The organism is Massilia terrae, assembly GCF_024753145.1.
Taxonomy (GTDB): Bacteria; Pseudomonadota; Gammaproteobacteria; order Burkholderiales; family Burkholderiaceae_D; genus Telluria; species Telluria terrae.
Genome location: NZ_JANUGU010000006.1, coordinates 259,302 through 285,765, shown reverse-complemented (window position 1 = coordinate 285,765; position 26,464 = coordinate 259,302). Strand labels below are relative to the sequence as shown.

The 26,464-nt window shown below is 66.5% G+C and carries 16 protein-coding genes and 2 tRNA genes; 11 read left to right on the top strand and 7 right to left on the bottom strand.

Going from position 1 to position 26,464, the window contains the following annotated elements:
* Window positions 1–2 precede the first annotated feature (2 nt).
* The 3 genes from NX778_RS17940 to NX778_RS17930 are packed head-to-tail and all read left to right on the top strand — an operon-like array spanning window position 3 to window position 5,586.
* On the top strand, window positions 3–1,205 hold the full coding sequence (locus NX778_RS17940; protein WP_258813149.1) for a lanthionine synthetase LanC family protein: 1,203 nt from the start codon (window positions 3–5) through the stop codon (window positions 1,203–1,205).
* Window positions 1,184–4,273 carry a lantibiotic dehydratase gene (locus tag NX778_RS17935; protein WP_258813148.1) on the top strand — a complete coding sequence of 1,030 codons (3,090 nt, stop codon included), beginning with the start codon at window positions 1,184–1,186 and terminating at the stop codon, window positions 4,271–4,273. The genes NX778_RS17940 and NX778_RS17935 overlap by 22 nt, the downstream gene beginning before the upstream one ends.
* Window positions 4,273–5,586 (top strand): HlyD family secretion protein, encoded by a 1,314-nt coding sequence (locus NX778_RS17930; protein ID WP_258813147.1) that lies wholly within the window; start codon window positions 4,273–4,275, stop codon window positions 5,584–5,586. The genes NX778_RS17935 and NX778_RS17930 overlap by 1 nt, the downstream gene beginning before the upstream one ends.
* 143 nt (window positions 5,587–5,729) lie before the next feature.
* On the opposite strand, the gene NX778_RS17925 is transcribed toward NX778_RS17930, so the two are convergent.
* Window positions 5,730–7,835: a peptidase domain-containing ABC transporter gene (locus tag NX778_RS17925; protein ID WP_258813146.1), complete on the bottom strand. Its 2,106-nt coding sequence runs from the start codon at window positions 7,833–7,835 to the stop codon at window positions 5,730–5,732.
* Window positions 7,836–8,075: 240 nt separating this feature from the next.
* A complete protein-coding gene (locus tag NX778_RS17920) occupies window positions 8,076–9,941 on the bottom strand; it encodes a phosphoenolpyruvate carboxykinase (GTP) (protein WP_258813145.1) in 1,866 nt (621 codons plus the stop codon).
* Between the two features lie 361 nt (window positions 9,942–10,302).
* Here NX778_RS17920 and NX778_RS17915 point away from each other — a divergent pair, with 361 nt between their 5' ends.
* Window positions 10,303–11,292, top strand: a complete 990-nt coding sequence (locus NX778_RS17915) for a D-2-hydroxyacid dehydrogenase family protein (RefSeq protein ID WP_258813144.1) — start codon at window positions 10,303–10,305, stop codon at window positions 11,290–11,292.
* 139 nt (window positions 11,293–11,431) lie between these two features.
* Here the strand turns inward: NX778_RS17915 and NX778_RS17910 are convergent, their stop codons facing one another.
* The gene (locus tag NX778_RS17910) at window positions 11,432–12,187 is read right to left on the bottom strand and encodes an L-asparaginase (RefSeq protein WP_258813143.1); all 756 of its coding nucleotides are present in this window, start codon (window positions 12,185–12,187) and stop codon (window positions 11,432–11,434) included.
* A 138-nt stretch (window positions 12,188–12,325) separates the two neighbouring features.
* On the opposite strand from NX778_RS17910, the gene NX778_RS17905 reads away from it, so the two are divergent.
* A complete protein-coding gene (locus NX778_RS17905) occupies window positions 12,326–12,811 on the top strand; it encodes an asparaginase domain-containing protein (RefSeq protein WP_258813142.1) in 486 nt (161 codons plus the stop codon).
* Window positions 12,812–12,891: 80 nt separating this feature from the next.
* Window positions 12,892–14,484 (top strand): catalase, encoded by a 1,593-nt coding sequence (locus NX778_RS17900; RefSeq protein ID WP_258813141.1) that lies wholly within the window; start codon window positions 12,892–12,894, stop codon window positions 14,482–14,484.
* Between the two features lie 187 nt (window positions 14,485–14,671).
* Here the strand turns inward: NX778_RS17900 and NX778_RS17895 are convergent, their stop codons facing one another.
* The 3 genes from NX778_RS17895 to NX778_RS17885 form a co-directional block, all read right to left on the bottom strand.
* Window positions 14,672–15,568 carry a recombination-associated protein RdgC gene (locus NX778_RS17895; RefSeq protein ID WP_258813140.1) on the bottom strand — a complete coding sequence of 299 codons (897 nt, stop codon included), beginning with the start codon at window positions 15,566–15,568 and terminating at the stop codon, window positions 14,672–14,674.
* Between the two features lie 90 nt (window positions 15,569–15,658).
* Window positions 15,659–16,774, bottom strand: coding sequence for a DNA polymerase IV (dinB, locus tag NX778_RS17890; RefSeq protein ID WP_258813139.1), 1,116 nt, complete (start codon window positions 16,772–16,774; stop codon window positions 15,659–15,661).
* Between the two features lie 199 nt (window positions 16,775–16,973).
* Window positions 16,974–18,767: a S8 family peptidase gene (locus tag NX778_RS17885; RefSeq protein WP_258813138.1), complete on the bottom strand. Its 1,794-nt coding sequence runs from the start codon at window positions 18,765–18,767 to the stop codon at window positions 16,974–16,976.
* 377 nt (window positions 18,768–19,144) lie between these two features.
* Between NX778_RS17885 and NX778_RS17880 the strand changes: the two genes are divergently transcribed.
* The 3 genes from NX778_RS17880 to NX778_RS17870 all read left to right on the top strand — a co-directional run bounded on the left by NX778_RS17880 (window position 19,145) and on the right by NX778_RS17870 (window position 23,384).
* Complete coding sequence (locus tag NX778_RS17880) at window positions 19,145–22,993, top strand: cadherin-like domain-containing protein (protein ID WP_258813137.1); 3,849 nt, start codon at window positions 19,145–19,147, stop codon at window positions 22,991–22,993.
* A gap of 197 nt (window positions 22,994–23,190) precedes the next feature.
* Window positions 23,191–23,266, top strand: a tRNA-Val gene (locus NX778_RS17875).
* Window positions 23,267–23,307: 41 nt separating this feature from the next.
* Window positions 23,308–23,384, top strand: a tRNA-Asp gene (locus NX778_RS17870).
* A 51-nt stretch (window positions 23,385–23,435) separates the two neighbouring features.
* Here NX778_RS17870 and NX778_RS17865 read toward each other — a convergent pair.
* Window positions 23,436–24,590 (bottom strand): GGDEF domain-containing protein, encoded by a 1,155-nt coding sequence (locus NX778_RS17865; RefSeq protein ID WP_258813136.1) that lies wholly within the window; start codon window positions 24,588–24,590, stop codon window positions 23,436–23,438.
* A gap of 245 nt (window positions 24,591–24,835) precedes the next feature.
* Here NX778_RS17865 and NX778_RS17860 point away from each other — a divergent pair, with 245 nt between their 5' ends.
* Both NX778_RS17860 and NX778_RS17855 read left to right on the top strand, forming a co-directional pair.
* On the top strand, window positions 24,836–25,315 hold the full coding sequence (locus NX778_RS17860; RefSeq protein WP_258813135.1) for a cyclic nucleotide-binding domain-containing protein: 480 nt from the start codon (window positions 24,836–24,838) through the stop codon (window positions 25,313–25,315).
* A complete protein-coding gene (locus NX778_RS17855; protein WP_258813134.1) occupies window positions 25,312–26,424 on the top strand; it encodes an AI-2E family transporter in 1,113 nt (370 codons plus the stop codon). The genes NX778_RS17860 and NX778_RS17855 overlap by 4 nt, the downstream gene beginning before the upstream one ends.
* Window positions 26,425–26,464: the final 40 nt, after the last annotated feature.

Sequence of the window (26,464 nt, the reverse complement as noted above, 5' to 3'; positions counted from 1 at the left end):
GATTGGCACTCCTGGCCCCCATCCGGACTATCCCCGATCCCGCGCATCCGGCCCGGCCCGCCGCGCTCGATCCCGCGCTTGAACGCCTCGAAGCGCGCCTCGCCGACGCGGCGCTCGGCGATCCCCACGAACTGACACTGGCGCGCGGCATGGCCGGCGTGCTGCTGATGGCCACCCGCATGGCGCAGCTGCTGCCGTCGCCGCAACGCCGCACGCGCGTGACGCGGCTGGCCGGCGCAATCGCCGATGCGCTGGGCGATTGCGCGCTGGACGCCGGGCTGTGGTCGGGCGTGGTCGGCGTACTGTACGCGCTGGAGTACGTGCGCGCGGTCGATCCATCACTGCTGGGCGAGCACGAAGACGCCGTACGCGAGTTCGTCACCGACATGGACGAGGTGCTGGCCGGCGCCGCGCACCCGCGCCAGCATTTCGACCTGATCAGCGGGCAATGCGGCATCGGTGCCTACGCGCTGGTGCGCACGGATACCGGCGCCGCGCGCCGCATCTACGCCGCTGCGGAACTGGGCCTGCGCGACAGCGCCGAACGCGACGCCAGCCACTGCGCCTGGCGCGCGCCGGCCGGCGTTCCGGCGCGCCCCGGCTACGATCTCGGCGTCGCCCACGGCGTGCCCGGCGTGATTGGCCTGCTGGCGCACGCGCTGCGGCTCGGCATCGGCACCGGCGACACGGCGCAGCTGCTGGACCAGAGCCTGTGCTGGCTGCGCGCGCACCAAGACCTGTCGTTGCAGCATTCGCGCTTCGCTTCGGTCACCAGCCGCCCGCACGAATCGTCGCGCCTCGCGTGGTGCTACGGTGACCTGGGCATCGCCGCCGTGCTGTCGGTGGCGGCGGGCACCAACGGCGAAGTCGCGCTGGCGAGCTGGTGGCGCGCGCTGGCCGGGCGGCGCGTCGAACAGCCGGCCGCCAGCTGGCAGCTGGCCGACGACGCGCTCTGCCACGGCAGGGCCGGCGTGCTGCACATCCTGGATGGGCTGCTGGCGCACGGACTGGATTCGCTCGCCGCGCGCGACCTCGCCGCCGAACTCGAAGCCGCGCTCGCGCGCTCGGTCGGGGCCGTGCGCAACGTGCAGAACTACGGCCTGCTGGACGGCTGGTCCGGCGTCGTGCTGGCACTGGCCGAATCCTCGCTCGGCCAGCGCGCGCGCGGCCGCCCGTGGAACCTGTGCATGCTCACCCCGGCCTGATCATGGACGCGCCGCGCCCGCTCCAGCATGCCGGCTTCGCGGTGGTGCGCACCCCGGCGCTGCCGATGCAGGAATGGCTGGCGCACGCGGCATCGGCCAGCGGCGAAGGCGATCCCTGGCAGCGCCGCGCCGACAGCGCGCGCGCACTGTTCCGCCGCCCGCTGGTCGCGGAGGCGGTCTACATCGCCAGCCCCAGCTTCCATGCGCGCCTCAAGCGCTGGGACTGGCGCCTGCGCGGCGCGGTCGACCGCAAGATGCTGGCCGCGTTCGAGCGCTACCTGAACCGGATGTGCTTCCGTGCGACGCCGTTCGGCGTGTTCTCGACGGTGAGCTATGCGCCGCTTGAGCATCGCGCCGGGTGGACGCTGGACGACGCGGCGGCGCGCGCGCCAGTCGAGCGCGCGGTCCGCATCGACGGCGAAGCCATGTGCACATTATGCGAAAAATTGCATAATCCGGCGGCCGATCCGGCCCTGCGCTACGCCGTCAACGCCTCGCTGTATCGCGCCGGGGATGGCTTTCGCTTCGTCGACTGGACCCACAGGGGCCGCGCCGACCGCGCCTACCAGATCGGCGAGATCGACAGCCATCCGCTGGTCGACGCGCTGCTCGAACGGATGGGCGAGCGCCGGCTCGATCCTGCCGCCATCGCCGCGCTGGTCGACGAACTGGCGCGTGAAGAGGACATCGACCTGCCCGGGCTGCTCGATGACATGGTCGCGGCCAGGGTGCTGCTGCCGGCGCTGGCGCCGGATCCGCTGAATGCCGCGCCCTCCGCCGCGCTGGCGGCGGCCCTGTCGCAGCATCCTGCGCACACGGGCGACGGCGCGCGGCTGGCGCACCTCGGCGAAGGCCTGCGCGCGATCCCTGCCGAACACGCGCTCGAACACTATATGCACTTCGACCGCGCGATCCGCGACTTCAGCGGCGCCGATCCGCTTGGCCTGTCGCTGCAGGTGGATGCCTTCCGCCGCGATCCCTCGATGGCGGTCGATGCGGCTTTGGTCGACGCCGCCACGCTGGCGCTCGACTGGCTGATGGACCGCTTCAGCGTGCGCCACGGCCCGCTCGACAGCTTCTGCGACGCCTTCGTCCAGCGCTACGGCAACGGCATGGTTCCGCTGATGGAAGCGCTGGATCCCGAATGCGGCGTCGGCTACGGGCACACGGTCATGTCCGACAAGCTGCTGGCCGGGCTGGGCATCGCGGGCCCGGCGCCGCGCGCGCAGGCGGCGCTGTCGCCGCTGGACCGGCACCTGCTGGCCCTGGTCCAGCACGACCCCGCGCTGCTGACCGCGCCCGAAATCCGGATCACACGCGATGACGCGGCCAGCCTGCCACTCACCCGCGAGGGCCACGGCGGCAGCGGCATGGCGATGGTGCTGCACTTTCCGATGATGGGCGGCGAGCGCGCCATCGCGCTCGACGGCATCGATCCGGATGGCGCCATCAACTGGTTCTCGCGCTTCGGCCACGGCGAGGAACGCATCGTGGAAGCGTCGCGCGCCTTCGTCCGCCAGGTCGAGAACGGCGACGGCGACGACGTGCTGCACGCCGAAATCGGCTTCCTGGCGCAGGCGCGCGCCGTCAACCTGTTGTCGCGCACACCGCTGTGGAGCTGGCGCATTAACATCGCCGATCCCGCCATCGAAGGCGGCGCGTGCGAACTGCCGGTGTCGGACCTGATGATCGCCGTGACCGGCAAGGACATCCAACTGTGGTCGCGGCGCTTGCGCAAGCGCGTGATACCGCACCTCACCTCGGCCCACAACGCGGCCGATCCGTTCAACCCGCCCGTGTACCGCTTCCTGTGCGCGCTGCGCTCGCACGGCATGCGCGTGCCGAAGCTGGCATGGGGCGAACTGTTCAAGCAGTTCGACTACCTGCCGCGGCTCCGCTTCGAATCCATCGTGATCGCACCGGCGCGCTGGCGCATCGCGAAAGCATCGTTCCCGGCCTTGCAAGACGGCGCTCCGGCGCTGCGCGCATTGGTGGCCGAACGGCGCGTGCCGCGCCACGTCGAGCTGGTCGAAGGCGACAACCGCCTCGTGCTCGACCTCGACGACCCGATCGACATCCTGCAGCTGCTGCGCGCGACCAAGAAGGGACAGGACCTGCTGCTGGCCGAAGTGCTCGACGATATGGCGGACGCCGATCCGGCCTGGCGCCACGAGCTGGTGGTGCCCCTGTACCGCCCCTCCCCCGCACCGGTACGCCAGCCCGCGTTCGCGCGCGATCTCGAGCAGGTTCCGTTCGCCGAAGCCTTGTACGTGAAGCTGTACGGCGGCCAGGAGACGCTCGACAAATGCGTGCTGCCGGAGCTGGCCGCGTGGGCCGCGCAGCAGCGAAAGCTTGGCGCGGCCAATGACTGGTTCTTCATCCGCTACGCCGATCCCGGCTGGCACCTGCGGCTGCGCGTGTTCCCGCGCGCCGGCCACGATGGCGCGCTGCTGGCGCAGCTGGTACAGCTGGCCGAGCGGCTGCGCGGACGCGGCCGGATCGCGCGCTTCGAGTTCGCTGCCTACGAACGCGAGACGATTCGCTACGGCGGCCGTGAACACATCGGCGCCAGCGAAGCGCTGTTCTGCATCGACAGCGAACTTGCGGCGGCGATCCTGGCAGGCGAGGAGACGGCGCCGCGCTGGCAGGTGGCGCTACTGGCGATCGATGCGCTGCTGCGCGACTTCGGCATGCACCCGTCGCGGAAGCTCGCGCTGGCGGAGAAGCTGGCGGCCGGCTACCGCGACGAATTCAAGCTGGCCAAGTCGCAGCAAGCCGCGCTGGGAGACCTGTACCGGCGCCATGCGCGCGAGATGCTGGCATGCCTGCGGCGTGACGCGCAGGCGCCCGTCTGGTCCCGCGAACTCTGGAACCTGCTCGATGGCGTGTCGGCGCGTCGCAGCGCGCTGGCGGCGCCGCTGCTGGCCGCGGATGCGCAGCTTTCCATCGTATCAAGCCACGTCCACATGCTCTGCAACCGCCTGTTCATGGCGCAGAACCGCGAGTTCGAAGTGGTGGTCTACGATTTCCTCGCGCGCAGCTATCGCGCGCTGGCGGCGATGGAGTGATGATGGAGCAGCAAGCGCTCTTCCGGTCCGAAGTCGTCCAGGCGCGCAGCGCGCAGGCTATTGGTGCGATCCGGCTCGACCAGCCGATTTCCGGCATGTTGATCGTGGCGACTGCACTGGCGCTCGCAGCCGCGCTGGCGCTGTTCATCGCATTCGGCTCGGTGACCAAGAAGGCGCGCGTCGCCGGCCTGGTGGTGCCGGTGGCCGGCAGCGTGGGCATCACCGCGCCAGGCGCGGGCGTGCTGGTGCGCAGCCGGGTCAGCGAAGGCCAATGGGTGAAGGAAGGCGAAGTGCTGTTCGACCTGTCCACCGAAAGGCAGGGCGTCGGCGGCGAGCTGACCGCGCTGGTGGCGCAGCAGCTCGAAGTGCGGCGCCAGGCGCTGGCCGAGGAGCGCCGCCTGCGCATCCAGCAGACCGATGAAAAGCGCCGCGAGCTGGACGAGAAGCTGCGCAACGCCGACACCGAGCGCCACCAGCTCGAACAGGAGCTCGATATCGCGCAGCGCCGCCAGGATCTCGCGCGCGCAAGCCTGAAGCAGTTCGAAACGCTGCAGTCCGGCGGCTTCGTGTCATCCGCGCAGAGCCGGCAGAAGCAGGAAGAGCTGCTGGACGTCGCCTCGCGCCTCGCGAGCCTGCAGCGGACCAGGCTTCAGCTGGAGGCATCCACGCTCAGCCTGCGCGCCGAACGCGACGCGCTCGCGAACAAACTGGCCAGCGACCTCACGCAGATCGACAATGCGCGCGCCGGCGTGGACCAGGAGATCGCGGAGAACTCGGTGCGCCGCACCACCCTCGTCACCGCGCCCAAGGCCGGGACGGTGACGGCGATCGGCTTCCAGGTCGGGCAGTCGGTGAATGCTGCGCAGACCATCGCCACGCTGATTCCAGCGGCCAGACGCGACGCGGCGGCGCCGGAGCTGGAGGCGCAGCTGTTCGTGCCCAGCAAAATGGCGGGCTTCATCGCGGCGGGGCAGGATGTGCTGATCCGCTACAAAGCCTTTCCCTACCAGATGTACGGGCTGCATCCGGGGCGCGTGGTCGACGTCAGCGCCACGCCGTTCACGCCGGGCGAGCTGCCGCCCAATCTCGCCAGCGTGATCGTCGACGACCTGCAGCAGACGGTGCAGGGCTATACCGGGAAGGAGGGGTTGTTCCGGGTGCGCGTGCGGCTGGCGCGGCAGAGCATCGAAACCGAGGGCAAGGCGCGGCCGCTGACGCCGGGAATGGCGCTGGATGCGGATATCGTGGAGGACCGGCGGCGGATCTGGCAGTGGGTGCTGCAGCCGGCGCTGGCGACGGTTGGGCATCTATGAACCAACGCCCTCACCACCAACTTATGAGCCGTCGTCTCCGCGCAGCGGAGACCCATGCCGAGTGCACCGGCCCGCGGCAACAGCGTCACCTGCAAGCGTTCCATGGGTCCTCTCCTTCGCGAGGACGACGATGGTAGTAAGGCTTACGCCGCCACGGTCACCCGCGGCACCTGCTCCATGTCGCTCACGATGACCCCACCCGCCAGCGTCACCACCCGCCGCGCCGCACGTATCGTATCCGGCCGGTGCGCCACCGAGATCCGCGTCAGCTCCAGTCCCGCCAGCGCATGATTGACCTTGCGCTCGTTGGCCAGGTCCAGGTGGCTGGTCGCTTCGTCCAGCGCCAGCACCATCGGCTGCTTGTACAGCGCGCGCGCCAGCAGCACGCGCTGCTTCTGCCCGCCCGACAGGCTGCTGCCCATCTCGCCCACCAGCGTCTGGTACCCCATCGGCATCGCCGCGATCTCCTCGTGCACCGCGGCCAGCCGCGCACACTGCTCCACACGCTCCAGGTCCGGCGCCACGTCGAAGAAGCAGATGTTCTCAAGGATCGACCCGGCCAGCAGCACATCGTCCTGCATCACCGTGCCGATCATCTGCCGGTAGCTGCGCAGCCCCAGCTGGCGCACAGGAATGCCGCCCACCAGCACCTCGCCTTCGACCGGTTCGAGCAAGCCGACCATGATCTTGCACAGCGTGGTCTTGCCGCATCCGCTGCCTCCCGCCAGCGCGACGTTTTCGCCTGCCGGGATCTCCAGGTCCACGCCGTTCAGCACCCACGGCTCCGCATCGCCATACCGGAACTTCACGCCGCGCAGGCTGATGGCGGGCGCGATGCGGCGCAGGTCAGTCTCCATCGGCGGCTCGGCCTCCGCCGGCGTGCCGACGATATCGCCCAGCCGCTCCGCGTGCAGGCCGAGCATCTTCACGTTGACCAGCACGTCGATCACATTGAACAGGCGCGATGAAAATGTCGACGCATAGCTGATGAAGGCCATCAGCATGCCGACCGTGAGCACATTGCGCGTCACCAGCGCGGCGCCGATGTAGAACACGACCAGCGTCTGCGCGCCCGAGATCGCAGTGTTCAGCATGCGGAACACGATGGTCAGCTTCTGCGTGCGGATGTCGCGGTTGTTGACGTCGACCTTGAGGTTCTGCCAGGTCGCGCGGCGCTCGGCTTCGCGGCCGAACAGCTTCAGGGTGCTCATCGCGCGCACGGTTTCGAGGAAGTGCGTGTTCTCCTTCGCCGCCAGCACCAGCCGCTCCTTCGACGCGTCGCGCAGCGGTCCGTAGAACAGCCAGCGCAGCAGCGCATACGCCACCACCGCGAGCACGACCACCAGCGCCAGCGCCTGGCTGTAGACCAGCATCATGCCGAGCGCCAGCACCGCCATCAGGCCATCGAGAACGGTCTCGACGAACAGGCTGGTAAGCGTGCTCTGGATCGAGCCGATGCTGCCGAAGCGCGACACGACGTCGCCGAGGTGGCGCTTTTCGAAGTAGGACATCGGCAGCCGCGTCAGGTGGCTGAACAGGCGCAGCGACCATTGCAGGCTGACCTGCATCCCCCAGCGCATCAGCACCCAGCTGCGCGCGAGGTCGATCGCGGAGCGCGTGACGAGCACCAGCGCGAAGCCGAGCACCAGCACCAGCATCAGCTCCATGTCGCCGCTGACGATCACGTAGTCGAGCGCGAACTGGTTGAACAGCGGCTGCACCAGCGCGAACACTTCGAGCGCGAACGCCAGCGCCAGCACTTGCGCCACCGCGCCGCGCAGGCCCTTGATCTCGCCGGTGAGCTGGCGGATCGACACGCGCCGCGCTTCTTCGCGCACCTCGAATTCTGGCGTGGGCGCGAGTTCGAGCGCGATGCCGGTGAAGGAGCGCGAGAACTCGTCCAGCGTCATCTTCTGCTCGCCCGAGGCCGGGTCGATGATGGTGACCACGGTGCCGCCGCGCCAGCGCGTGCTCACCTTGCGCAGGACGACGAAGTGGTTGAGGTTCCAGTGGACGATGCAGGGCAGTTGCAGTTCGCCCAGGCTGTCGAGGTCAAGCCGCAGGGGCCGCGCCGACAGGTGCAGGGAAGCAGCGTAGCGGATCAGGTTGGGCAGGGTGACGCCCTTGAGGCTGACCGAGAAACGCTGGCGCAGCTCGGACAGCTCGACGTTGTGGCCGTAGTGGCAGGCGATCATCGCCAGGCAGGCCAAACCGCACTCGCTGGATTCCGACTGGAGAATCGTCTTCATGGGCAGCACGGGTTATCGCGATCAGCCCATCATAATCACGGGTTGCAAACTGTGCAATATTGAGCGCAGCGAGTGGCTCGAAAGCCACGCTCTCAAGCGCGGTGCATGAACCAGCAAACCCCGTCGTTCCCGCGTGCGCGGGAAACGACGGACTATCAGGGGTAAGCATTACAGGCGAAAAAAAGCCGCAGCGGACTGCGGCTCTTCTTTTAAACGCGGCCGTCCAGCGGCCGCACTTCATCACTCAGCCAGCGACTTCTCCAGCTTGGCCTTGGTCGCCACCAGCTCCTGCGGCAGGCGGTATGCCAGTTTGTCGAACAGTTCGCTGTGCAGCTTGAGCTCCTCGCGCCACGCGTCCTTGTCGATCGAGGTGATCTGCTTGAACTGGTCCTCGGTGAAGCTGAGGCCATCCCATTTCAGGTCGCCGTAGCGCGGCGTGATGCCGAACATGTTCTCGACCCCGCCGCCCTGGCCGTGGGTGCGGTCCAGGATCCACTTCAGCACGCGCATATTGTCGCCGTAGCCCGGCCACACGAAGCTGCCCTTGTCGTCGGTGCGGAACCAGTTCACGCAGAAGATCTTCGGCAGCGCGGCCGGGTTCTTCGTGGCCACCTTGCGGCCCAGGTCGAGCCAGTGCTGGAAGTACTCGCTCATGTTGTAGCCGATGAAGGGCAGCATCGCGTACGGGTCACGGCGCACCACGCCCATCTGGCCGGCGGCGGCGGCGGTGGTCTCCGAGCCCATGGTCGCGGCCATGTACACGCCCTCGGTCCAGTCGCGCGCCTCGGTCACCAGCGGCACCGTGGTCGAGCGGCGGCCGCCGAAGATGAAGGCGGAGATCGGCACGCCGGCCGGATCGTCCCAGGCCGGGTCGATCACCGGGTTCTGGGTCGCTGCCACGGTGAAGCGCGCGTTCGGGTGCGCGGCCTTGGTGCCCGAGGCCGGGGTCCAGTCGCGGCCCTGCCAGTCGATCAGGTGCGATGGCAGCTCCTTGGTCATGCCTTCCCACCAGACGTCGCCGTCATCGGTCAGCGCGACGTTGGTGAAGATGGTGTCGCGCTGCAGCGATGCCATGCAGTTGTGGTTGGTCTTGTCGTTGGTGCCCGGCGCCACGCCGAAGTAGCCGGCTTCCGGGTTGATCGCGTACAGGCGGCCGTCGGCGCCCGGCTTGATCCAGGCGATGTCGTCGCCGATGGTGGTGACCTTCCAGCCTTCGAAGCCGGCCGGCGGGATCAGCATCGCGAAGTTGGTCTTGCCGCAGGCCGAGGGGAAGGCGGCGGCGACGTAGTTCTTCTCGCCCTGCGGCGATTCCACGCCCAGGATCAGCATGTGCTCGGCCAGCCAGCCGGTGCCGCCAGCCTGCGCTTCCTGGTAACCCATGTTCGAGGCGATACGCAGCGCGAAGCATTTCTTGCCCAGCAGCGCGTTGCCGCCGTAGCCGGAACCGAACGACCAGATCTCGCGGGTTTCCGGATAGTGCACGATGTACTTGGTCGCATTGCATGGCCAGCGCACATCCTGCTGGCCGGCCGCGAGCGGCATGCCGACCGAGTGCACGCAGGGCACGAACTCGCCGTTTTCGCCCAACACGTCGTACACGGCGCGGCCCATGCGGGTCATGATGCGCATGTTGACCACCACGTAGGGCGAGTCGGACAGCTCGACGCCGATGTGGGCGATCGGCGAGCCCAGCGGGCCCATCGAGAACGGGATCACGTACAGCGTGCGGCCGGCCATGCAGCCGTCGAACAGGCCGTTGAGGGTGCGGCGCATCTCGGCCGGGTCGGTCCAGTTGTTGGTCGGGCCGGCCTGCTCGCGGGTGGCGGAGCAGATGAAGGTGCGGTCTTCGACGCGGGCGACGTCGCTCGGGTCGGAGCAGGCGAGGTAGGAATTCGGGCGCTTCTCGGGGTTCAGCTTCGTCATCGTCCCGGCCGCCACCATCTGCTTGCACAGGCGGTCGGCTTCTTCGGCCGAGCCGTCGCACCAGTAGACGCTGTCCGGCTTGGTCAGGGCGGCGATTTCCGCTACCCAATTGACGAGCTTTTGATGCTTGATGTGATCAGGAACGTTCAGTGCGGCGACGCCGCCCATCACGGGCTGGTTCATAGGTCCTCCAATACCAATTAAGAATTCTGTCGTCCCGGTACCTCAGGATCGTCGTGTGCCCGGTGGGCCGCGCCAGGCGGCGGCTCGCTGGCGCTGGGGAAGCCATCAATGGGATGGGTTCGGCAGGTACGGCGGTCATAGCATAGTCTTGTATTTTTTATATTTTTTCAAGACCGGTCGTGCGGGGGGGAAGTGTGTCAACCCTGTAACTTTCCGGCCGATTGTACACCCCTGATTGACCGATTCAAGCTCGTCACAACAAAAATGTAGGAATAATTGTTGACCAATGTAGTGCACTATTCGGAAAACCGGATATCGTGTTAATCTTTTACGAAATCTTGCCTAATTTCAGTTAAAAGTGATGAAGATTGCCATTCTCGATGATTACCAAGATGCCGTACGGCATCTCGACTGCTTCCGTTTATTGGACGGCCACGAGGTCAAAGTGTTCACCAATTCCGCGCGCGGGATCGGCCAGCTGGCGATCCGGCTGGCGTCCTTCGACGCTTTGGTGCTGATCCGCGAGCGCACCACTTTCCCGCGTGCACTGCTCGCCAAGCTGCCGAACCTGAAGCTGATTTCGCAGACCGGCAAGGTCAGCGGCCACGTGGATGTGGTGGCGGCCACCGAGCATGGCATCGCGATCGCGGAAGGGGTTGGCTCGCCGGTGGCGCCGGCCGAGCTGACCTGGGCGCTGGTCATGGCCGCCAGCCGGCGGATCGTCCCCTATGCCAACAATCTCAAGGACGGGCTGTGGCAGACGGCCTCGGTGAACCCGCAGCTCAACGGGCTGGGGCGCACGCTCAAGGGCCGCACCTTGGCGATCTGGAGCTACGGCAAGATCGGCAAGCTGGTGGCGGGCTACGGCAAGGCCTTCGGGATGCGGGTGCTGGTGTGGGGCGGCGAGAAGAGCCGGCAGGCGGCGGTGGCGGATGGCTTCGAAGCCGCGCCGAGCCGTGAGGCTTTCTTTGAACAGGCGGACGTGCTGAGCCTGCACATCAGGCTGGCCGATGCGACACGCGGGCTGGTGACGGCGGAGGACCTGGCGCGGATGAAGCCGGATGCGCTGTTCGTCAACACCAGCCGTGCGGAACTGGTGCAGGAAGGGGCGCTGGAGGCGGCCTTGCGTGCGGGGCGGCCGGGGTGGGCGGCGCTGGATGTGTTCAACGATGAACCGCTGCCGGCGGGGGCGGAGCTGCTGCGCATCCCGACGGTGCTGGCGACGCCGCACCTGGGGTATGTGGAGAAGGACAGCTACGAGATGTATTTCAGGGCGGCGTTCGAGAACGTGGTGAATTTTGCGAGCGGGAAGCCAAGCAATATTCTTAATCCCGAGGCGTTGGAAGCCTAAGCGGTTTGCTGAAGAAATGGGGTTCCCGCCTGCGCGGGAACGACGACCTTACTTTCCGCTTTAACTAAGCTCATTCGTCGTTCCCGGCACTGCCGGAAACGACTTCCCGCGCAGGCGGGAACCCCATTTTGCAAGCAGATCAGCGCAGCTCGGGCTCGCCCGTGAGATTGATGCGACGGGCCGGCATCACATGCGACCGCGTCCACAATCCGGCCCAGCCCGGCGGCCAGCCGATCGCCGGCCCGCTGTAGTGGGGCAAGCCCGCGCGCACCGGCACGATGGGCACAGCAGGATTGTCCCGCACGCCCCCTGCCGTCGCCCGCTGCATATCCAGGCTATACATATACCCCGGCAACAGCAGCTCGCACACGTCCGCGAACCACGCCGTGTGGTCTTCGTCCTTGCCCAGCGCCTGCGCCAGGCCCTGCGGATCGAACTTCGCCAGAGAGTGGATCAGCTCGTCGGTGCTGGCGCCCGGCGTATCGCCCCAGCCCATCACCGGATTGTTGTTGTACTCGGCGCCCGAGCCATACCAGCCCTCGCGCCACGGACGCTGCATCCAGTCGCGCTTGCCGGTGAACAGGTGCCAGCGCCAGTGCAAGCCGGACGGCTTCGGCCACGAATAGAGGTAGAGTTTCTGGTAGCCCGCCTTGTGCAACTCGCGCACCATCGCCATCAGGCGCGCGTGCGGCATGCGGTCCGGCGGAGCGCGGCGGAACAGGATCGGCTCGCCGTCGGCATGCTGCACTTCGTCACTCGACAGGTTCAGGTCAAGCGTGCGCGCTTCGTTGCCGAAGCGGGCCGAGATCCATCCCGTCAGCAGGTTGACGTGCACAATCACGCCATAGCCTTTGTGACGGTGGAAAATCACGGTTCCTGGAGCAACGGCTTTCATTGAATCGTAGGCTTTATGGGTTCGAAGGGAGTGGAGTGTACTCATCTGACCGCAGCGATTCTAGCGCAGACACATGTGGATACACCTCGTTTGCAGCTATCATTAGCCACCTTTTTTTCGACTAGTTTATAAACGATTATGACTTTGCGCATCATTGCCACCGGCGGCACCTTCGACAAGCATTATGACGAAATCAAGGGCAAGCTCGACTTTGCCGAGAGCCACTTGCCACAGGTCATCGCGCGCTCGCGCATGACGATTCCTGTCGCGCTGGAAACCCTGCCCCTGCTCGACTCGCTCGACATGCAGGACGCCGACCGCCAGCGCGTGCTGGCCTCCTGCCAGGCCTCGGCGGAGCGCGCCATCGTCATCATCCACGGCACCGACACCATGCGCGAGACCGCCGGCGTGCTGGGCGCGGCCGCGCTCGACAAGACCATCATCCTGACCGGCGCCATGATCCCCTACGAGATCGCCAATTCGGACGCGCTGTTCAACCTCGGCTTCGCCTGCGGCGTCGCGCAGGCCCTGCCGTCCGGCGTGTACGTGGCCATGAACGGCAAGGTGTTCTCGTGGGATAACGTGACCAAGAACCGCGCCGCCGGCGTGTTCGAGCCGAAGTAAGCGGCTGCGTCAACGTGGCGCTGCCCTTGGCGGCGTCTTCCTATACTCGGCTCTCCAGACGAACCAAGGGGGAGCCCAACATGGAAGACAAGCGCCCGACGCTGACCACCCGGCAAGGTCATCCTGTCCGCGACAACCAGTCGATGCGCACCGTCGGCGAGCGCGGGCCGGCGACGCTCGAGAACTACCAGTTCATCGAAAAGATCACGCACTTCGACCGCGAGCGCGTGCCGGAGCGCGTGGTGCACGCGCGCGGCACCGGCGCCCACGGCTTTTTTGAAGCTTACGGCAACATTGGAAACGAGCCCGCATCCAAGTACACGCGCGCCAAAGTGCTGAACCAGACCGGCGTGCGCACGCCGATGTTCGTGCGCTTCTCCACCGTTATCGGCGGCAAGGATTCGCCCGAGACCGCACGCGACCCGCGCGGCTTCGCGGTCAAGTTCAAGACCGTCGAGGGCAACTGGGATTTGGTGGGCAACAACCTCAAGATCTTCTTCATCCGCGACGCGATCAAGTTCCCGGACATGATCCACGCATTCAAGCCGGACCCGGTCACCAACCGGCAGGAAGCCTGGCGCTTCTACGACTTCGTCAGCAACAGCCCGGAAGCGCTGCACATGGTTACCTGGGTCAAGAGCCCGTGGGGCATCCCCGCCAGCTACCGCGAAATGGAAGGCTCGGGCGTGAACACCTACAAGCTGGTGAACGACCAGGGCGTGGCGCACCTGGTCAAGTTCCACTGGGTGCCCAAGCAAGGCGTGCGCAACCTGACCGCGCGGCAGGCCGCCGAGATCCAGGCGCACGACGTCAGCCATGCCACGCGCGATCTGTATGAAGCGATCGAGCGCGGCGAGTTCCCGGAGTGGGAATTCTGCGTGCAGCTGATGGCGGACGGCGACCATCCCGAGCTCGATTTCGATCCGCTGGACGACACCAAGCTCTGGCCCGAAGACAAGTTCCCGCTGTTGCCGCTGGGCCGCATGGTGCTCGACAAGAATCCGGACAATGTATTTGCGGAGACGGAGCAGTCGGCCTTCGGGACCGGGGTGCTGGTGGATGGCGTCGACTTCTCGGACGACAAGATGCTGCAAGGGCGCACCTTGTCGTATTCGGACACGCAGCGTTACCGCGTTGGCGCCAACTACCTGCAGCTGCCGGTCAACGCACCGCAGCAAGGCGCGCAGCCGCGCACCAACCAGCGCGACGGGCAGATGGCGTTCTACGTCGACACCGGGGGCGAGGACAAGCACATCAACTACGAGCCCAGCCTGGTGGGCGGGCTGAAGGAAGCGGCGCAGCCGGAGCATGATTACCACCAGCACGTCGAAGGCCATCTCGGCCGCTACCAGACCTCGCGCACGGCGGATGACTACCGCCAGGCGGGCGAGCGTTACCGGAGCTTCGAGGACTGGGAGCGGGAGGAGCTGATCAACAATGTCGGTGGCGACCTGAAGTCATGCCCCGAGCCGATCCAGCTGAGGATGGTGTGGCACCTGTGGCACTGCGACGAGGACTACGGGCGGCGCGTGGCGGAGCGCGCGGGGATCGATCTGGAGAAGGCGAAAGCGCTGCCGCCGATGGAGGGCAAGCCGGCGCCGCATCAGGCGCGGCATATGGGTGGGAAATCGGAGGAGCCGGCGACGAGCGAGGAGGTTACTGGAAACCAGTAAGGTTCCCGCCCGCCTTGCTGCGTTTGCTGCCTTCTTGTTTAGCTTCGAAACCGTCGTCCCCGCGGAGGCGGGGACCCATGCTGAGCTTGCAGGCCTGCGGCGTAAAAGCGCGGCCGCGCATACTGTCTATGGGTTCCCGCCTTCGCGGGAACGACGGTTCATACTTTAAGTTGCGCGCAGCGATCTATCAGGCCTTGGCTTCCCCGCCCAATGCCTCAACGACATCGGCCATCAGTTTGGCCAACTCACCCGTCATCAAGGTGATGTCGTTATCGAAGCGCTCGTCATCGCTGTAGGTGACCGACTCGCCTTCCTTGATCACATCCAGCGGCTTCACGCCCTTGATCGCCAGCTGCTCGGTCAGCACGAAGGAGATGCGGTCGTTCCACGTCATCGCCAGGCGCGTGCACTGCTTGCCCGCGGCGATGTGGCGGCGGATATCGTCCGGCTCCAGCGTGTGCTTCACGTAACGCACCGCGGCCTTGCTCTCGCCCGTGGCGCGCAGTTCGGTATCCTGGTCGATCGTGAAGCCGTACGGCGCCTCGTCCGCTTCCAGCCAGCCGGTCATCACCGCCACCGGCGAACGCTGCACGCGCAGCGATTCCAGCGGCATCCGGTCCACCGCCTTCAGCAGCAGCTTGATCACGTCGTCGGCCTTGGTCGGGCTCGCCGCGTCCACCACCAGCCAGCCGTTGACCGGGTCGATCCACACCCACACATTGCTGCGGATCGAGAACGCGCGCGGCAGCAGCTCGTCGGCCACACGCTCCTTCAGTTCCTTCATCGCCTTCTTGCCCGGCGGGAAGCCCTGCTGCTCTTCCAGCTCGGCAGCCTTGGCCTTGGCGACCTGGTTGATCACCGAACCCGGCAGCAGCTTTTTCTCGGTGCCGAGCACCAGCAGCATTTGCTTGTTGACCACATGGACGAGATTGCCATTGCCGCGCGGCGAATCCCAGCCCTGGCGCAGCAGTTCATTGCTGCTGGCGGGAACAAAACCTTGTGGCTTCAGGGCCTCTTCCATTTGCTCGGGAGTGAACGCCCACGGCGCGGGCAGACGGTAGATCTGGAGATTCTTGAACCACATAAGCTTGGATTTCCGTTGTCTCAGTTTTTCAGGGGAACGACATTCTACACGCTGCCGAGGTGCAAGTTCTCACCCGCGGCAGCCGCTTTTTCACACTGTTGCCTCATCGTCAAACAGCCGCAGCTGCTCGACCTGCTCGGCATCGCCCAGCCGCACACCCACGCCCAGCAGGCGAACGGGACGGCTGGCACGCAGCCAGCCGGTCTCCATCAGCCGCGCGTAGGTCGGGATATGTGGCGCGAAGCCGACGCATTCGACCGTGGTCTGCTGGAAGTCCGCGAACTTGATCTTCACGAACAGCTTGTTGACCATTTTTTCAGCACCCGAGCGCTTGATGCGGCCGATCAGTTGCTCGTACAACTCGGGCAGCAGGTCCAGGCAGGCCGACAGGTCCGGCACGTCCGGCGTGTAGGTTTCCTCGGTGCTGATCGACTTGCGCTCGCGCGAGTTGCTGACTTCGCGGAAGTCGATGCCGCGGCACAAGTCGTGCAGGCGCAGGCCGAAGCTGCCGAAGTGATGCTGCAGGTCCTGCACGGTCCAGCTGCGCAGGTCGGCGCAGGTCTGCACGCCGAGATTGTTCAATTTGGCCGCGGTGACCTTGCCCACGCCGAACAGCTTCTTCACCGGAAGCGCCGCGACGAAGGCGTCCACCTCGCCGGGCCGCACCAGGAACAGGCCGTCCGGCTTGTTCCAGTCGCTGGCGATCTTGGCCACGAACTTGTTCGGCGCCACGCCGGCCGAGGCGGTGATGCCGACCGTCTCGAAGATGCGCTGCCGGATCTCCTGCGCGATCAGGGTGGCGCTGCCCTTGCAGTGCGGCGAATCGGTCACGTCGAGGTAGGCCTCGTCCAGCGACAGCGGCTCGACCAGCTCGGTGTAGCTGCGGTAGATCTCCATGATCTGGCGCGAGGCGATCCGGTATTTCTCCATCGCCGGCGGCAGCACCAGCAGTTGCGGGCACAGCTTGATGGCCTGGGCGGTCGCCATGGCGGAATGGATGCCGAACTTGCGCGCCTCGTAGTTGCAGGTCGCGACCACGCCGCGCTGCTCGGGGCGGCCGCCAACCGCGAGCGGGCGGCCGCGCAGCGATGGATCATCGCGCATCTCGACCGACGCATAGAAGCAGTCGCAATCGCAGTGGATGATTTTGCGGGCGCGGTCGGTCACGGGGATGTTGAAATACTGTGAATTCGTACAGTATTCCATGGAAGCGTGGATGATTGCAAGTTTGGCTAAAGCCCGTCGTTCCGGCGAAGGCCGGAACCCATGCTGAGCAAATAGGCCTGCGGCTTCAACGTTTCGGCAACGCACGCTGTCCATGGGTCCCGGCCTGCGCCGGGACGACGGTTTTGCGGCTAACAAAAAAGCGCGGCTGGCGCCGCGCTTTGTGACGTTACTACCTTACTTACCAGCCCAGCTTCAGCGTGTACTTGCCACCGGTCGCCCCAGTCCCACCCGCGTAGTAGTACACCCGCACATACCGCGCCACCGTCGCGCTGCTGCCGTTCGCCAGCGTCACGGCGTCGATCTGCCCGGCGCCGTTCACGCTCTTGCCCAGCAGGGTCCCGTTGGCGTCGTACACATACAGGTCATAGTCCGAGCTCGCATTCGGCGTCAGCGTCGCGGTCAGCGATTTGCCGGCCGGGAGCTGCACCACGAAGTAATCCGTATCCGTGGACGAGCCCATATTGCCGTTGACCGTGGTGCCGCTGGTGCTCACCGGATTCGCGCTCGCCAGCGTGTTGTTCGACTCGGTCTCGTTGATGGTGGGCGCCGTCGGGGTCGTAGTCGTGCCGATCGCCGCCGTCACCGCTGCCGAGGCATCGACGATGCCGGCGCCGCAGCCCGAGCAGGCCGCCGGGAACGGGCGCGCGGTCGCCTTCAGCCTGGCCGCGACGTCGTCCGGCGTCAGGCTCGGGTTCTTCGACAGCATCAGCGCCACCACGCCGGCCACGTGCGGGGTGGCCATCGAGGTGCCCATGTAGTAGGCGTAGGTGTCGCCGGCCGGCGTCGTGGTGCCCGCGTTCAGGGTCGACAGGATGCCGCCGGTGGAATCGCCGCCCGGCGCCGCCACCGTCACGATCGCGCCGTAGTTCGAGTACGAGGCCTTGCCGCCGGCGCGGTTGGTGGCCGCCACCACGATCACGCCCTGGCAGTTGGCCGGGCTGGCATTGCTGGCGTTGACGTTCGAGTTACCGGCCGCCACCACCACCACGCTGCCGCGCGAGCGCGCGCTGTTGATCGCGTTCTGGGTGGTGCTGTCGCAGGCGCCGCTGCCGCCCAGCGACAGGTTCAGCACGCGTGCGCGGTTGGCGTTGTCGGGTACGCCGCTGATGGTGCCGCCCGAAGCCCAGATCATCGCGTCGGCGATGTCCGAGGTGTAGCCGCCGCAGCGGCCGAGCACGCGCGCCGGCACGATCTTCGCGCCATACGCCACGCCCGCCACGCCGACGCCGTTGTTGGTCAGCGCCGCGATGGTGCCGGCCACGTGGGTGCCGTGCCAGCTGGATGGCTGGTCCGACGACGGCACGCCCGTGCCGCAGGAACCGGCCGGGGCCCAGTCGCCCGGGTCGCTGGCATCGCTGTCGCGGCCATTGCCGTCGTTGGCGATCGTGGCGCTGCTGATGAAGTCATAGCCCGGCAGGATCTGGCCGGACAGGTCGGCGTGCGGGCGGTAACCGGTGTCGATCACCGCCACGTTGATGCCGGCGCCGGTCGACTTGTCCCAGGCCGCGGGCAGGCGCAGGCCGCCGGTGGCGTCGTAGTAATCCCACTGGTTGCTGTACTGCGGATCGTTGGGCGTGAACTGGGCCGTCATGATGCGGTCCGGCTCGGCGTACTCGACCGAGGGATCGCCCGCCATCAGGTCGGCCGCCATTGCCTGCGCCTCGTCCAGCGACATCTTGTGGTCCAGCTGCATCACGTGGGCGCCGGTGCCGATGGTGTGCAGCAGCTTCATGGTCTGGCCGAACTGCTGGCCCGCGCGGTCGATCAGGGCCTTGCGCGCCTGGCTGATCGGGGCGGCATGGGCCGCGCCCTTGCCGTTCGGTTCCGAATCCTTGTACTTGATGATCAGGCGATCGGTCTGCGCCACGAAGGGCACGCCGTGCGCCATCTTGGCTTGTTGGGCCTGTGCCAGGCCGGTGAATGCGCCGGCCGCGATCAGGGCCGCCGCACACAGCTTCCAGATTGACTTCATGTAACTCCTTTGCCGAAAGCAAGTGCTTGAAGAAAAGAGCGTGAAGGCTAACCCCAGAAAGCGTTGCGTGCGGGTAAGTAACGGGCTTTTCGGCATGCCTGCAACAGAAAATTTTCCTGCCGTAGCCGCCTGCTAACACGAGCGCGTCCGCGGTCTGGACACGTCATCAATATGTCATACCTGAATGGCAAGATATTCGGTCGCGTAATGAGTTCCTATGCGGCAATTTATATCGGAAAGGCCGCGCACTTATTAGCGAAATAATATTTACCCGCAGTAGATGAGATGCTGCACAATTAATTTTCCCGCGGACAATTTGAAGGCCGAGGATACGGCAGTCCGCTTGACCACCAGCGCAACAACAACAGGGGAACTGCATGTCGAAGACTTTCTACAAGCTGTCCAACGCGGATTTCTATCAGGACTGGAGCAACACCAGCCTGATCTCCACCAGCAACGACTGGAGCGGCGTCGACTCGATCATGGGCTACGCCGGGGTCGGCCTGACCAGCACCACCGGCAAGGATCCGCGCACCATCACCGCCGACAGCACGACCACCACCGGCCAGGTGCTCGCGAACCAGACCAATCCGAACATCACCAACGGCGGCGTGGCCGAATTCCAGCTGGCCGATTCCACCGTCGCCATGCAGGGCTCGGGCGGCTCGCCGGCGCCGAACCTGGTGCTCTACCTGGACGCGTCCGGACGCCAGGACCTGCACTTCTCGGTCGACCTGCGCGACATCGACGGCAGCGCCGACAACTCGGTCCAGCAAGTGAACGTGCAGTACCGCATCGGCGACAGCGGCCCCTGGATCAACCTCGACGGCGGCTATGTGGCCGACGCCTCCACCGGCCCGTCGCAGGCGACCCAGCTGACCCACCTGGAACTGGACCTGCCGCTCGCCGTCAACAACCAGTCGCAGGTCGAGATCCGCATCATGACCACCGACGCCGTCGGCAGCGACGAGTGGATCGGCGTGGACAACATCAAGGTGAGCAGCAAGGCGCTGGCGGCGGACCTGACGCCGCCCGTGCTGTCGTCCAGCACCCCGGCCGACAACGCGATCGGCATCGGCCAGGACGCCAACCTGGTCCTCAACTTCAACGAGCTGGTCAAACTCGGCAGCGGCGCCATCACCATCAGCGACGGCGCCGGCGACACCCGCGTGATCAACGTGACGGACGCGAGCCAGGTCAGCGTGTCCGGCCAGTCCGTGGTCATCAACCCCACCGATGCGCTGCACACCCAGTCCACCTACCACGTCAGCATCGACGCCGGCGCGGTGCTGGACATGTCGGGCAACGCCTGGGGCGGCACCGGCGCCAACCCGATCGACTTCAAGACCATCGCCGACCTCACCCACACCTACGAGATCCAGGGCGCGGGCCATCGCTCGCCGTACGAGAACACGCTGGTCAACACGATGGGCGTGGTGACCGCGATCGACACCACCGGCACCAAGGGCTTCTGGATCCAGGACCCGAACGGCGACGGCAACGACGCCACCTCCGATGCCGTGTTCGTGTTCGCGCCGAACTACATCGACAAGGTGCACGTGGGCGACATGGTCAAGCTGCAGGGCACCGTGGTCGAGTACCAGGGAAGCGACACCAACAACCTGACCATCACCGAAGTCTCCAACCTGAATTCGCTGTCGGTGGTCAGCAGCGGCAACCTGATCGCGCCGACCATCATCGGCGAGGGCGGCCGCCTGCCGCCGACCGAAGCGATCGACAGCGACCACTTCGCGACCTTCAATCCGGACCACGATGGCATCGACTTCTACGAATCGCTGGAAGGCATGGTGGTCACGGTCAAGAACGCGCAGGTGATCGACGACACCTACAAGAACGTGACCTATGTGGTGGCCGACCAGGGCAAGGGCGCGACCGGCATGAACGACCGCGGCGGCATCACCCACAGCGGCACCGACGCCAACCCCGAGCGCATCGACATCTTCACCGACGGCGGCGTGGCCCCGGGCTCCGAGACCACCAGCTTCGAGACCGGCGACCTGCTGGGCGACATCACAGGCGTGATGCACTACTTCGGCGGCAACTACGAAGTGATCCCGACCTCGATCCCGACCGTGAAGGACCGCATCGCGATCAGCGACGAAACCACCACGCTCAAGGGCGATGCCGCGCACCTGACCGTGGGCGCCTACAACATGGCGAACATGGACCCGTTCGACCCGCAGTCCAAGTTCGACGACCTCGGCTACGACGTCGTGCACAGCCTGGGTTCGCCGAACATCCTCGGCGTCGAGGAAGTCCAGGACAGCAACGGCACCGGCACCGGCGTGCTGTCGGCCGACGTCACCATCAACAAGCTGCTCGACGCCATCGTGGCCGCCGGTGGCCCGCGCTACTCGTGGGTCACGATCGACCCGACCAGCGAGAACAGCAACGGCGGCGAATCCAACGGCAACATTCGCAACGTCATCCTGTACAACCCGGACGTGGTCAGCTACGTGGCCGGCTCGGTCAAGCTGCTGAGCGACGTCACCCCGGCCGACGGCGACTCCTTCAAGAACAGCCGCAAGCCGCTGGTCGCGGACTTCCAGTTCCACGGCGAGACCGTCACCTTCGTCAGCGTCCACAACTACTCGCGCCTGGGCAGCGAAGAGATGTACGGCGTCGACCAGCCGGCCATCGTGTCCGGCGACGCGCGCCGCACCGACCAGACGCTGGCGGTGAAGGACTATGTGCAGAAGCTGATGGCGGCCAACCCGGGCGCCAACGTGGTGGTCGGCGGCGACTTCAACGGCATGTACTGGGAAAAGTCGCTGACCCAGCTGGAAGACGGCGGCCAGATGACCAACCTGACCTGGAAGCTCGATCCGAACGACCGCTACAGCAGCACCTTCGAGGGCAACAACGAGCAGATCGACCACATCCTGGTGTCGTCCAAGCTGTACGACGCGGCGCAGTTCGACATCGTGCACGTGAACTCCAACCTGCCCTACGCCACCGCGCCGACCGACCACGATCCGGTGCTGTCGCGCGTGCTGATCAACAGCGCTCCGGTGGCCGGCGCCGACGCCGGCTACGGCACCGACGAAGACGTCAAGCTGGTGGTCGATGCCGCCCACGGCGTGCTGGCCAACGACGCCGACCCGAACGGCGACGCGCTGAGCGCGGTGCTGGTCAACGGCCCGGCGCACGGCACGCTCAAGCTCAACGCCGACGGCTCCTTCGAGTACCTGGCGGCCGCCAACTACAACGGCGCCGACAGCTTCAGCTACCAGGCCAGCGACGGCTTCGGCGGCCTGTCGGCGGTGACCAAGGTCGACCTGTCGGTGGCGCCGGTCAACGATGCGCCGGTCGCGGTGGCCGATGCCGCCGCGGTGCTGGAAAACGGCACGGTCACGATCGAGGTGCTGGCCAACGACAGCGACGTCGACGGCGACGCGCTGGCGATCGTGCTCGGCAGCCTGAAGTCGGCGCTGGGCGCGACGCTGAAGATCGACCACGGCAAGGTGGTGTACGCCGCCGACGCCGAGGTGTTCGACAAGATGGCCACCGGCCAGTCGCTCGAGGACAGCTTCACCTACCGCGCCGACGACGGCCACGGCGGCCTGAGCGCCCCGGTGACGGTCAAGGTCACGGTGACGGAAGCGGGCGATAACCAGGTGGTCTACGGGACCGTCAAGGCCTCCACCTTCGTCGACACGGCGGGCCACGACACCGTCTACTACGCGGGCAATGGCGGCGACGTCGCGCGCGGCCTGGATGGCAGCGACACCCTCATCGGTGGCAACGGCAAGGACGTCCTGTTCGGCGGCGCCGGCGCGGACACGCTGGACGGAGGCAACGCCAACGACATCCTGGTCGGCGGCGCGGGCTACGACATCCTCACCGGTGGCAATGGCCAGGACACCTTCGTGATCACGGCCGATTCCGGCACCGACCTGATCACCGACTTCCACGGCAACCTGGACACCATCGTGGTCGGCTACGCCGGCGCCGAGACCGCGGCCGACGTCAACGCCTTCATCAAGGGCGCCAAGGCGGCGGACGGCTTCAGCTTCGCCGACATCGACCTGGACGGCAACGGTTCGATCGACGCGGTGGCGATCACGGGCGGCGCGCTGAACGGCAACACGGTGCTGCTGGGCGACTGGACGGTGGCGGCGCTGGTGGGACAGGGCTACCTGACGGCCGATCTGCACGTGAAGGGGGGCTGGCTGCAGGCCGGCGCCAGCGGTTCGGTCCTCTAAGCCGAAAAGAGAACGTCGTTCCCGCCTGCGCGCGAACGACGTTCCCTCGCAAATTGCGGTAGCGTCAAAAACACGACAGTTTGCAGTTCCCGCCGTCACTTCCCCATGCTTTTTTCGAAAAACCCTTGCGCGTCCTTCAAGGGATACGCTATGATTCGGCCTCTTCTTCGGACGTGATGACAAACGTCGATGACATCGGGCGCTTAGCTCAGTTGGTAGAGCGGAGCCCTTACAAGGCTTAGGTCGGGAGTTCGAGCCTCTCAGCGCCCACCAGAACGATGTCGGAAAAGCGAGGTACCGATCAGTTTTAAAACGGAGCGGTAGTTCAGTTGGTTAGAATACCGGCCTGTCACGCCGGGGGTCGCGGGTTCGAGCCCCGTCCGCTCCGCCAACATCCGAAAGGGCCCGGTTGCACACCGGGCCCTTTTTCTTTTCCCCTCGCTCACGCGCGCCTGAGTACCGCCGGACCGGTCTCGACGCGGTCACGGCCGCCGCTCTTGGCCGCGTACAGGCCATGGTCGGCGCGCGCCAGCGCCGCCGTCAGCGGCTCGTTGGGTTCGACCACTACCACGCCGATGCTGACCCTCAGGACGTGCTCGGCGCCGCAGCCAAGCACCACCGGCGCCGCGCTCACCGCCCGCCGCAACCGTTCTGCCGCCAACAGCGCGCCGCCCAGGTCGGTGGCGGGCAGCGCCAGCGCGAATTCCTCGCCGCCCAGGCGGCCCATGATGTCGTGTTCGCGCAAGGTCGCACGCGCGGTCGCCGCGAATGCCGTCAGGGCCTCGTCGCCGGCGGCATGGCCGTAGCGGTCGTTGAGCTGCTTGAAGTGGTCGATGTCGAGCATCAGCAGCGCGATGGGCTTGCGCAGGCGCAGCGCCAGCAGGCGCGCGGCCTCGGCGCGCTCGAAGAAGGCGCGGCGGTTGATCAGGCCGGTGAGGAAATCGGTGGTCGCCAGCAGCGCCATCTGCTCGTCGCCCTTCTGCTTGCACAGCAGGAGGAAGCCGACGCTGTTCACGATCATCAACAGGTAGGCCGCCATGCCGGCCACCGCGTGCGCGGGATTGCTGCCCAGTGCGTGCTCAGGGTGCAGCAGGCCCTCCCAACCGCCCAGCGCCATGCACAGCGCGAACAGCGCGTCGTTCACGCCGATCACGCGCTGCAGGAAGCTGGGGCGGCCGGTACGCGCGCGCAGCAGGATGAAGGCGATCGCCGCCGCGAACACGGCCACGAAGGCGCAGGCCAGCCCCATCAGCTGGACGTAGTTCGCCCCCGCCACGGCGGCGCCCGCCAGCGCCAGCAGCGCCACGCCCGCCGCCGGGAGCAGCACGCGCTGCCAGCGGTGGAAGCCGAAGTAGATGCAATAGGCTGCGGCCTCGGCCGCGATGCAGCCAATGCCGCCGGCCGCCGCCACTTCATCGGCCCAGGTGCCCGGCAGGGCCCAGCCGACGAACTGGGTCAGGCCCAGCACCAGCCGCGACCACATCCACAGCCGCAGTGCGCGGTCGGGCCCGCTGCCGCGGACATAGCCGGCCATCAGCAGCGCAAACCCGAGGTTGCCGATGCTGAGGGCAAGAATGATGGTTGGAATGTCGATCACGGGGCACCTGTTAAATTCCGTCCCAGTTCAACGAGACAATAATACTTGAACACTAACAACAATTTCCTAGAAGGAATATATTACATGGATTCAAAGGTTGATGTTGCACAATATTGCATTTGGTAAACACAAACACCCCCCAGCAATGGCGGGATGTTGAAAATCCGGGCCAGAAAGAGCCGCGTTCGCAGCGAATACCGCATAATTGACACAATTCGATACCGCGCCCCCCGGAGTTTCCCTTGATGTTTGGCTTCCTCAAACCGCCGCCCATGTCGCCGCGCCTGCAGCGGCTCAAGAATTCGCCCCTGTTCGGCTCACTCAAGCCGCTCGAGCTGAAGATCGTGGATGGCCTGATGCACGAGCGCCGCTACCTGCCGGATGAGATCGTGTTCGACGAGGGCGAGGAAGGCCAGGCGCTGTATCTGGTCATGAGCGGCCAGGTCGCGATCGTGCGCGATGGCGGCGAAGGCCGGCAGCAAGTGGCGCTGCTGGAGCCGGGCAGCTTTTTCGGCGACATGGCATTGATCGACGACACCCCGCGCAACGCCCAGGCGCGCGCGGTCGACGCCTGCGAGCTGGCGGTGTTCTTCCGCGCCGACTTCCTGGCGCTGATGGAGACCGACGCCGTGATCGGCTACAAGATCGCGCTCGCGCTCGCGCGCCAGCTCGGCCGCCGGCTGCGCCAATGGATGGGCGCCCAGGCCCAGCTCGAAGCGCTATGAGGGGCCCGCAGCGCGCCGGCCCGGTCGCCTGGGCCGGCATCGTCGCCGCCACCTGCCTGCTGCTGGTGGTGCTGCAGCACATGCTGTGGCTGGTGCTGCCCGCGCTGCTGGGCGGCGTGATGTACTACATGCTGCTCGAACCGATGCAGCGCATGGTGCGCGCCGGCGCCAGCCGCAACCTGTCGGCGCTGGTGGTGTGCGGCGTGTTCTTCACGCTGGCGCTGCTGGTGGTCGCCGGGCTGCTGGCCTGGGCCGGCCCGGCCTCGTGGCCGGCCGCCATCGCGCGCTACGTCAACGGCGGCATCGCGTTCGCCCGCAATACCGCGTCCGAACTGGAATCGCGCTCGCCGATCTTCGCCAGCATGCACCTGCGCGCCATCGTCAACCGTTCGATCCGCGCGCTCACCAACGACTTCGCCCAGCACCATCTGGGCACGCTGGTGCTGGCGGTGGTGTCCTGGCTGCCCTCGCTGCTGCTGGCCCCCTTCCTCACCTTCTTCTTCCTGCGCGACGGCGTGCGCTTCAAGCGCTTCCTGGCGCGCGCCGTGCCCAACGCCTACTTCGAACGCACCCTGTGCCTGCTGCACGACGTCGACGGCACCGCGCGCCGCTACTTCGAGGGCCTGATCCGGCTGACCGTGATCGACACCGCGGTGCTGGGGCTGGGCTTGTGGACCATCGGTGTGTCCTCGCCGCTGGTGCTGGGGCTGATCTCGGCGCTGCTGGCATGGGTGCCGTACGTGGGCTCGATCGCCGGCTGCGTGCTGGTGGTGGTGGTGGCCTCGACCGATGCTCCGAGCCAGCCGGTGATCGCGTACAGCGCGGTGGTGGTGTTCGTGCTGGCGCGGCTGCTGGACGACTTCGTGTTCATGCCGCTGACGGTGGGACGCAGCCTGCGCATCCATCCGCTGGTGACGGTGCTGATGCTGTTCGCCGGCGGCGCGCTGGCCGGGGTGGCGGGACTGATGCTGGTGCTGCCGCTGCTGGGCGTGGTGATGCTGGTCGGCGAAACGCTGGCGCGGCTGCTCACCAACCCGCGGCTGCGGGCACGGCACCGCAATGCGCGCGCGCTGAGGCAGAAGATCGCGAGTGCGGATTTGGCGGTTTAAGGTAAGCCGTGCATAAGAGAGATCGTCGTTCCCGCGAAGG

Excerpts from the sequence above, each read along its gene's own strand:
- NX778_RS17930 (WP_258813147.1), top strand. The coding sequence starts at position 4,273 with ATGATGGAGCAGCAAGCGCTCTTCCGGTCCGAAGTCGTCCAGGCGCGC.
- NX778_RS17925 (WP_258813146.1), bottom strand. The coding sequence starts at position 7,835 with ATGAAGACGATTCTCCAGTCGGAATCCAGCGAGTGCGGTTTGGCCTGC.
- NX778_RS17920 (WP_258813145.1), bottom strand. The coding sequence starts at position 9,941 with ATGAACCAGCCCGTGATGGGCGGCGTCGCCGCACTGAACGTTCCTGAT.
- NX778_RS17915 (WP_258813144.1), top strand. The coding sequence starts at position 10,303 with ATGAAGATTGCCATTCTCGATGATTACCAAGATGCCGTACGGCATCTC.
- NX778_RS17910 (WP_258813143.1), bottom strand. The coding sequence starts at position 12,187 with ATGAAAGCCGTTGCTCCAGGAACCGTGATTTTCCACCGTCACAAAGGC.
- NX778_RS17905 (WP_258813142.1), top strand. The coding sequence starts at position 12,326 with ATGACTTTGCGCATCATTGCCACCGGCGGCACCTTCGACAAGCATTAT.
- NX778_RS17900 (WP_258813141.1), top strand. The coding sequence starts at position 12,892 with ATGGAAGACAAGCGCCCGACGCTGACCACCCGGCAAGGTCATCCTGTC.
- NX778_RS17895 (WP_258813140.1), bottom strand. The coding sequence starts at position 15,568 with ATGTGGTTCAAGAATCTCCAGATCTACCGTCTGCCCGCGCCGTGGGCG.
- dinB (WP_258813139.1), bottom strand. The coding sequence starts at position 16,774 with ATGGAATACTGTACGAATTCACAGTATTTCAACATCCCCGTGACCGAC.
- NX778_RS17885 (WP_258813138.1), bottom strand. The coding sequence starts at position 18,767 with ATGAAGTCAATCTGGAAGCTGTGTGCGGCGGCCCTGATCGCGGCCGGC.
- NX778_RS17880 (WP_258813137.1), top strand. The coding sequence starts at position 19,145 with ATGTCGAAGACTTTCTACAAGCTGTCCAACGCGGATTTCTATCAGGAC.
- NX778_RS17860 (WP_258813135.1), top strand. The coding sequence starts at position 24,836 with ATGTTTGGCTTCCTCAAACCGCCGCCCATGTCGCCGCGCCTGCAGCGG.
- NX778_RS17855 (WP_258813134.1), top strand. The coding sequence starts at position 25,312 with ATGAGGGGCCCGCAGCGCGCCGGCCCGGTCGCCTGGGCCGGCATCGTC.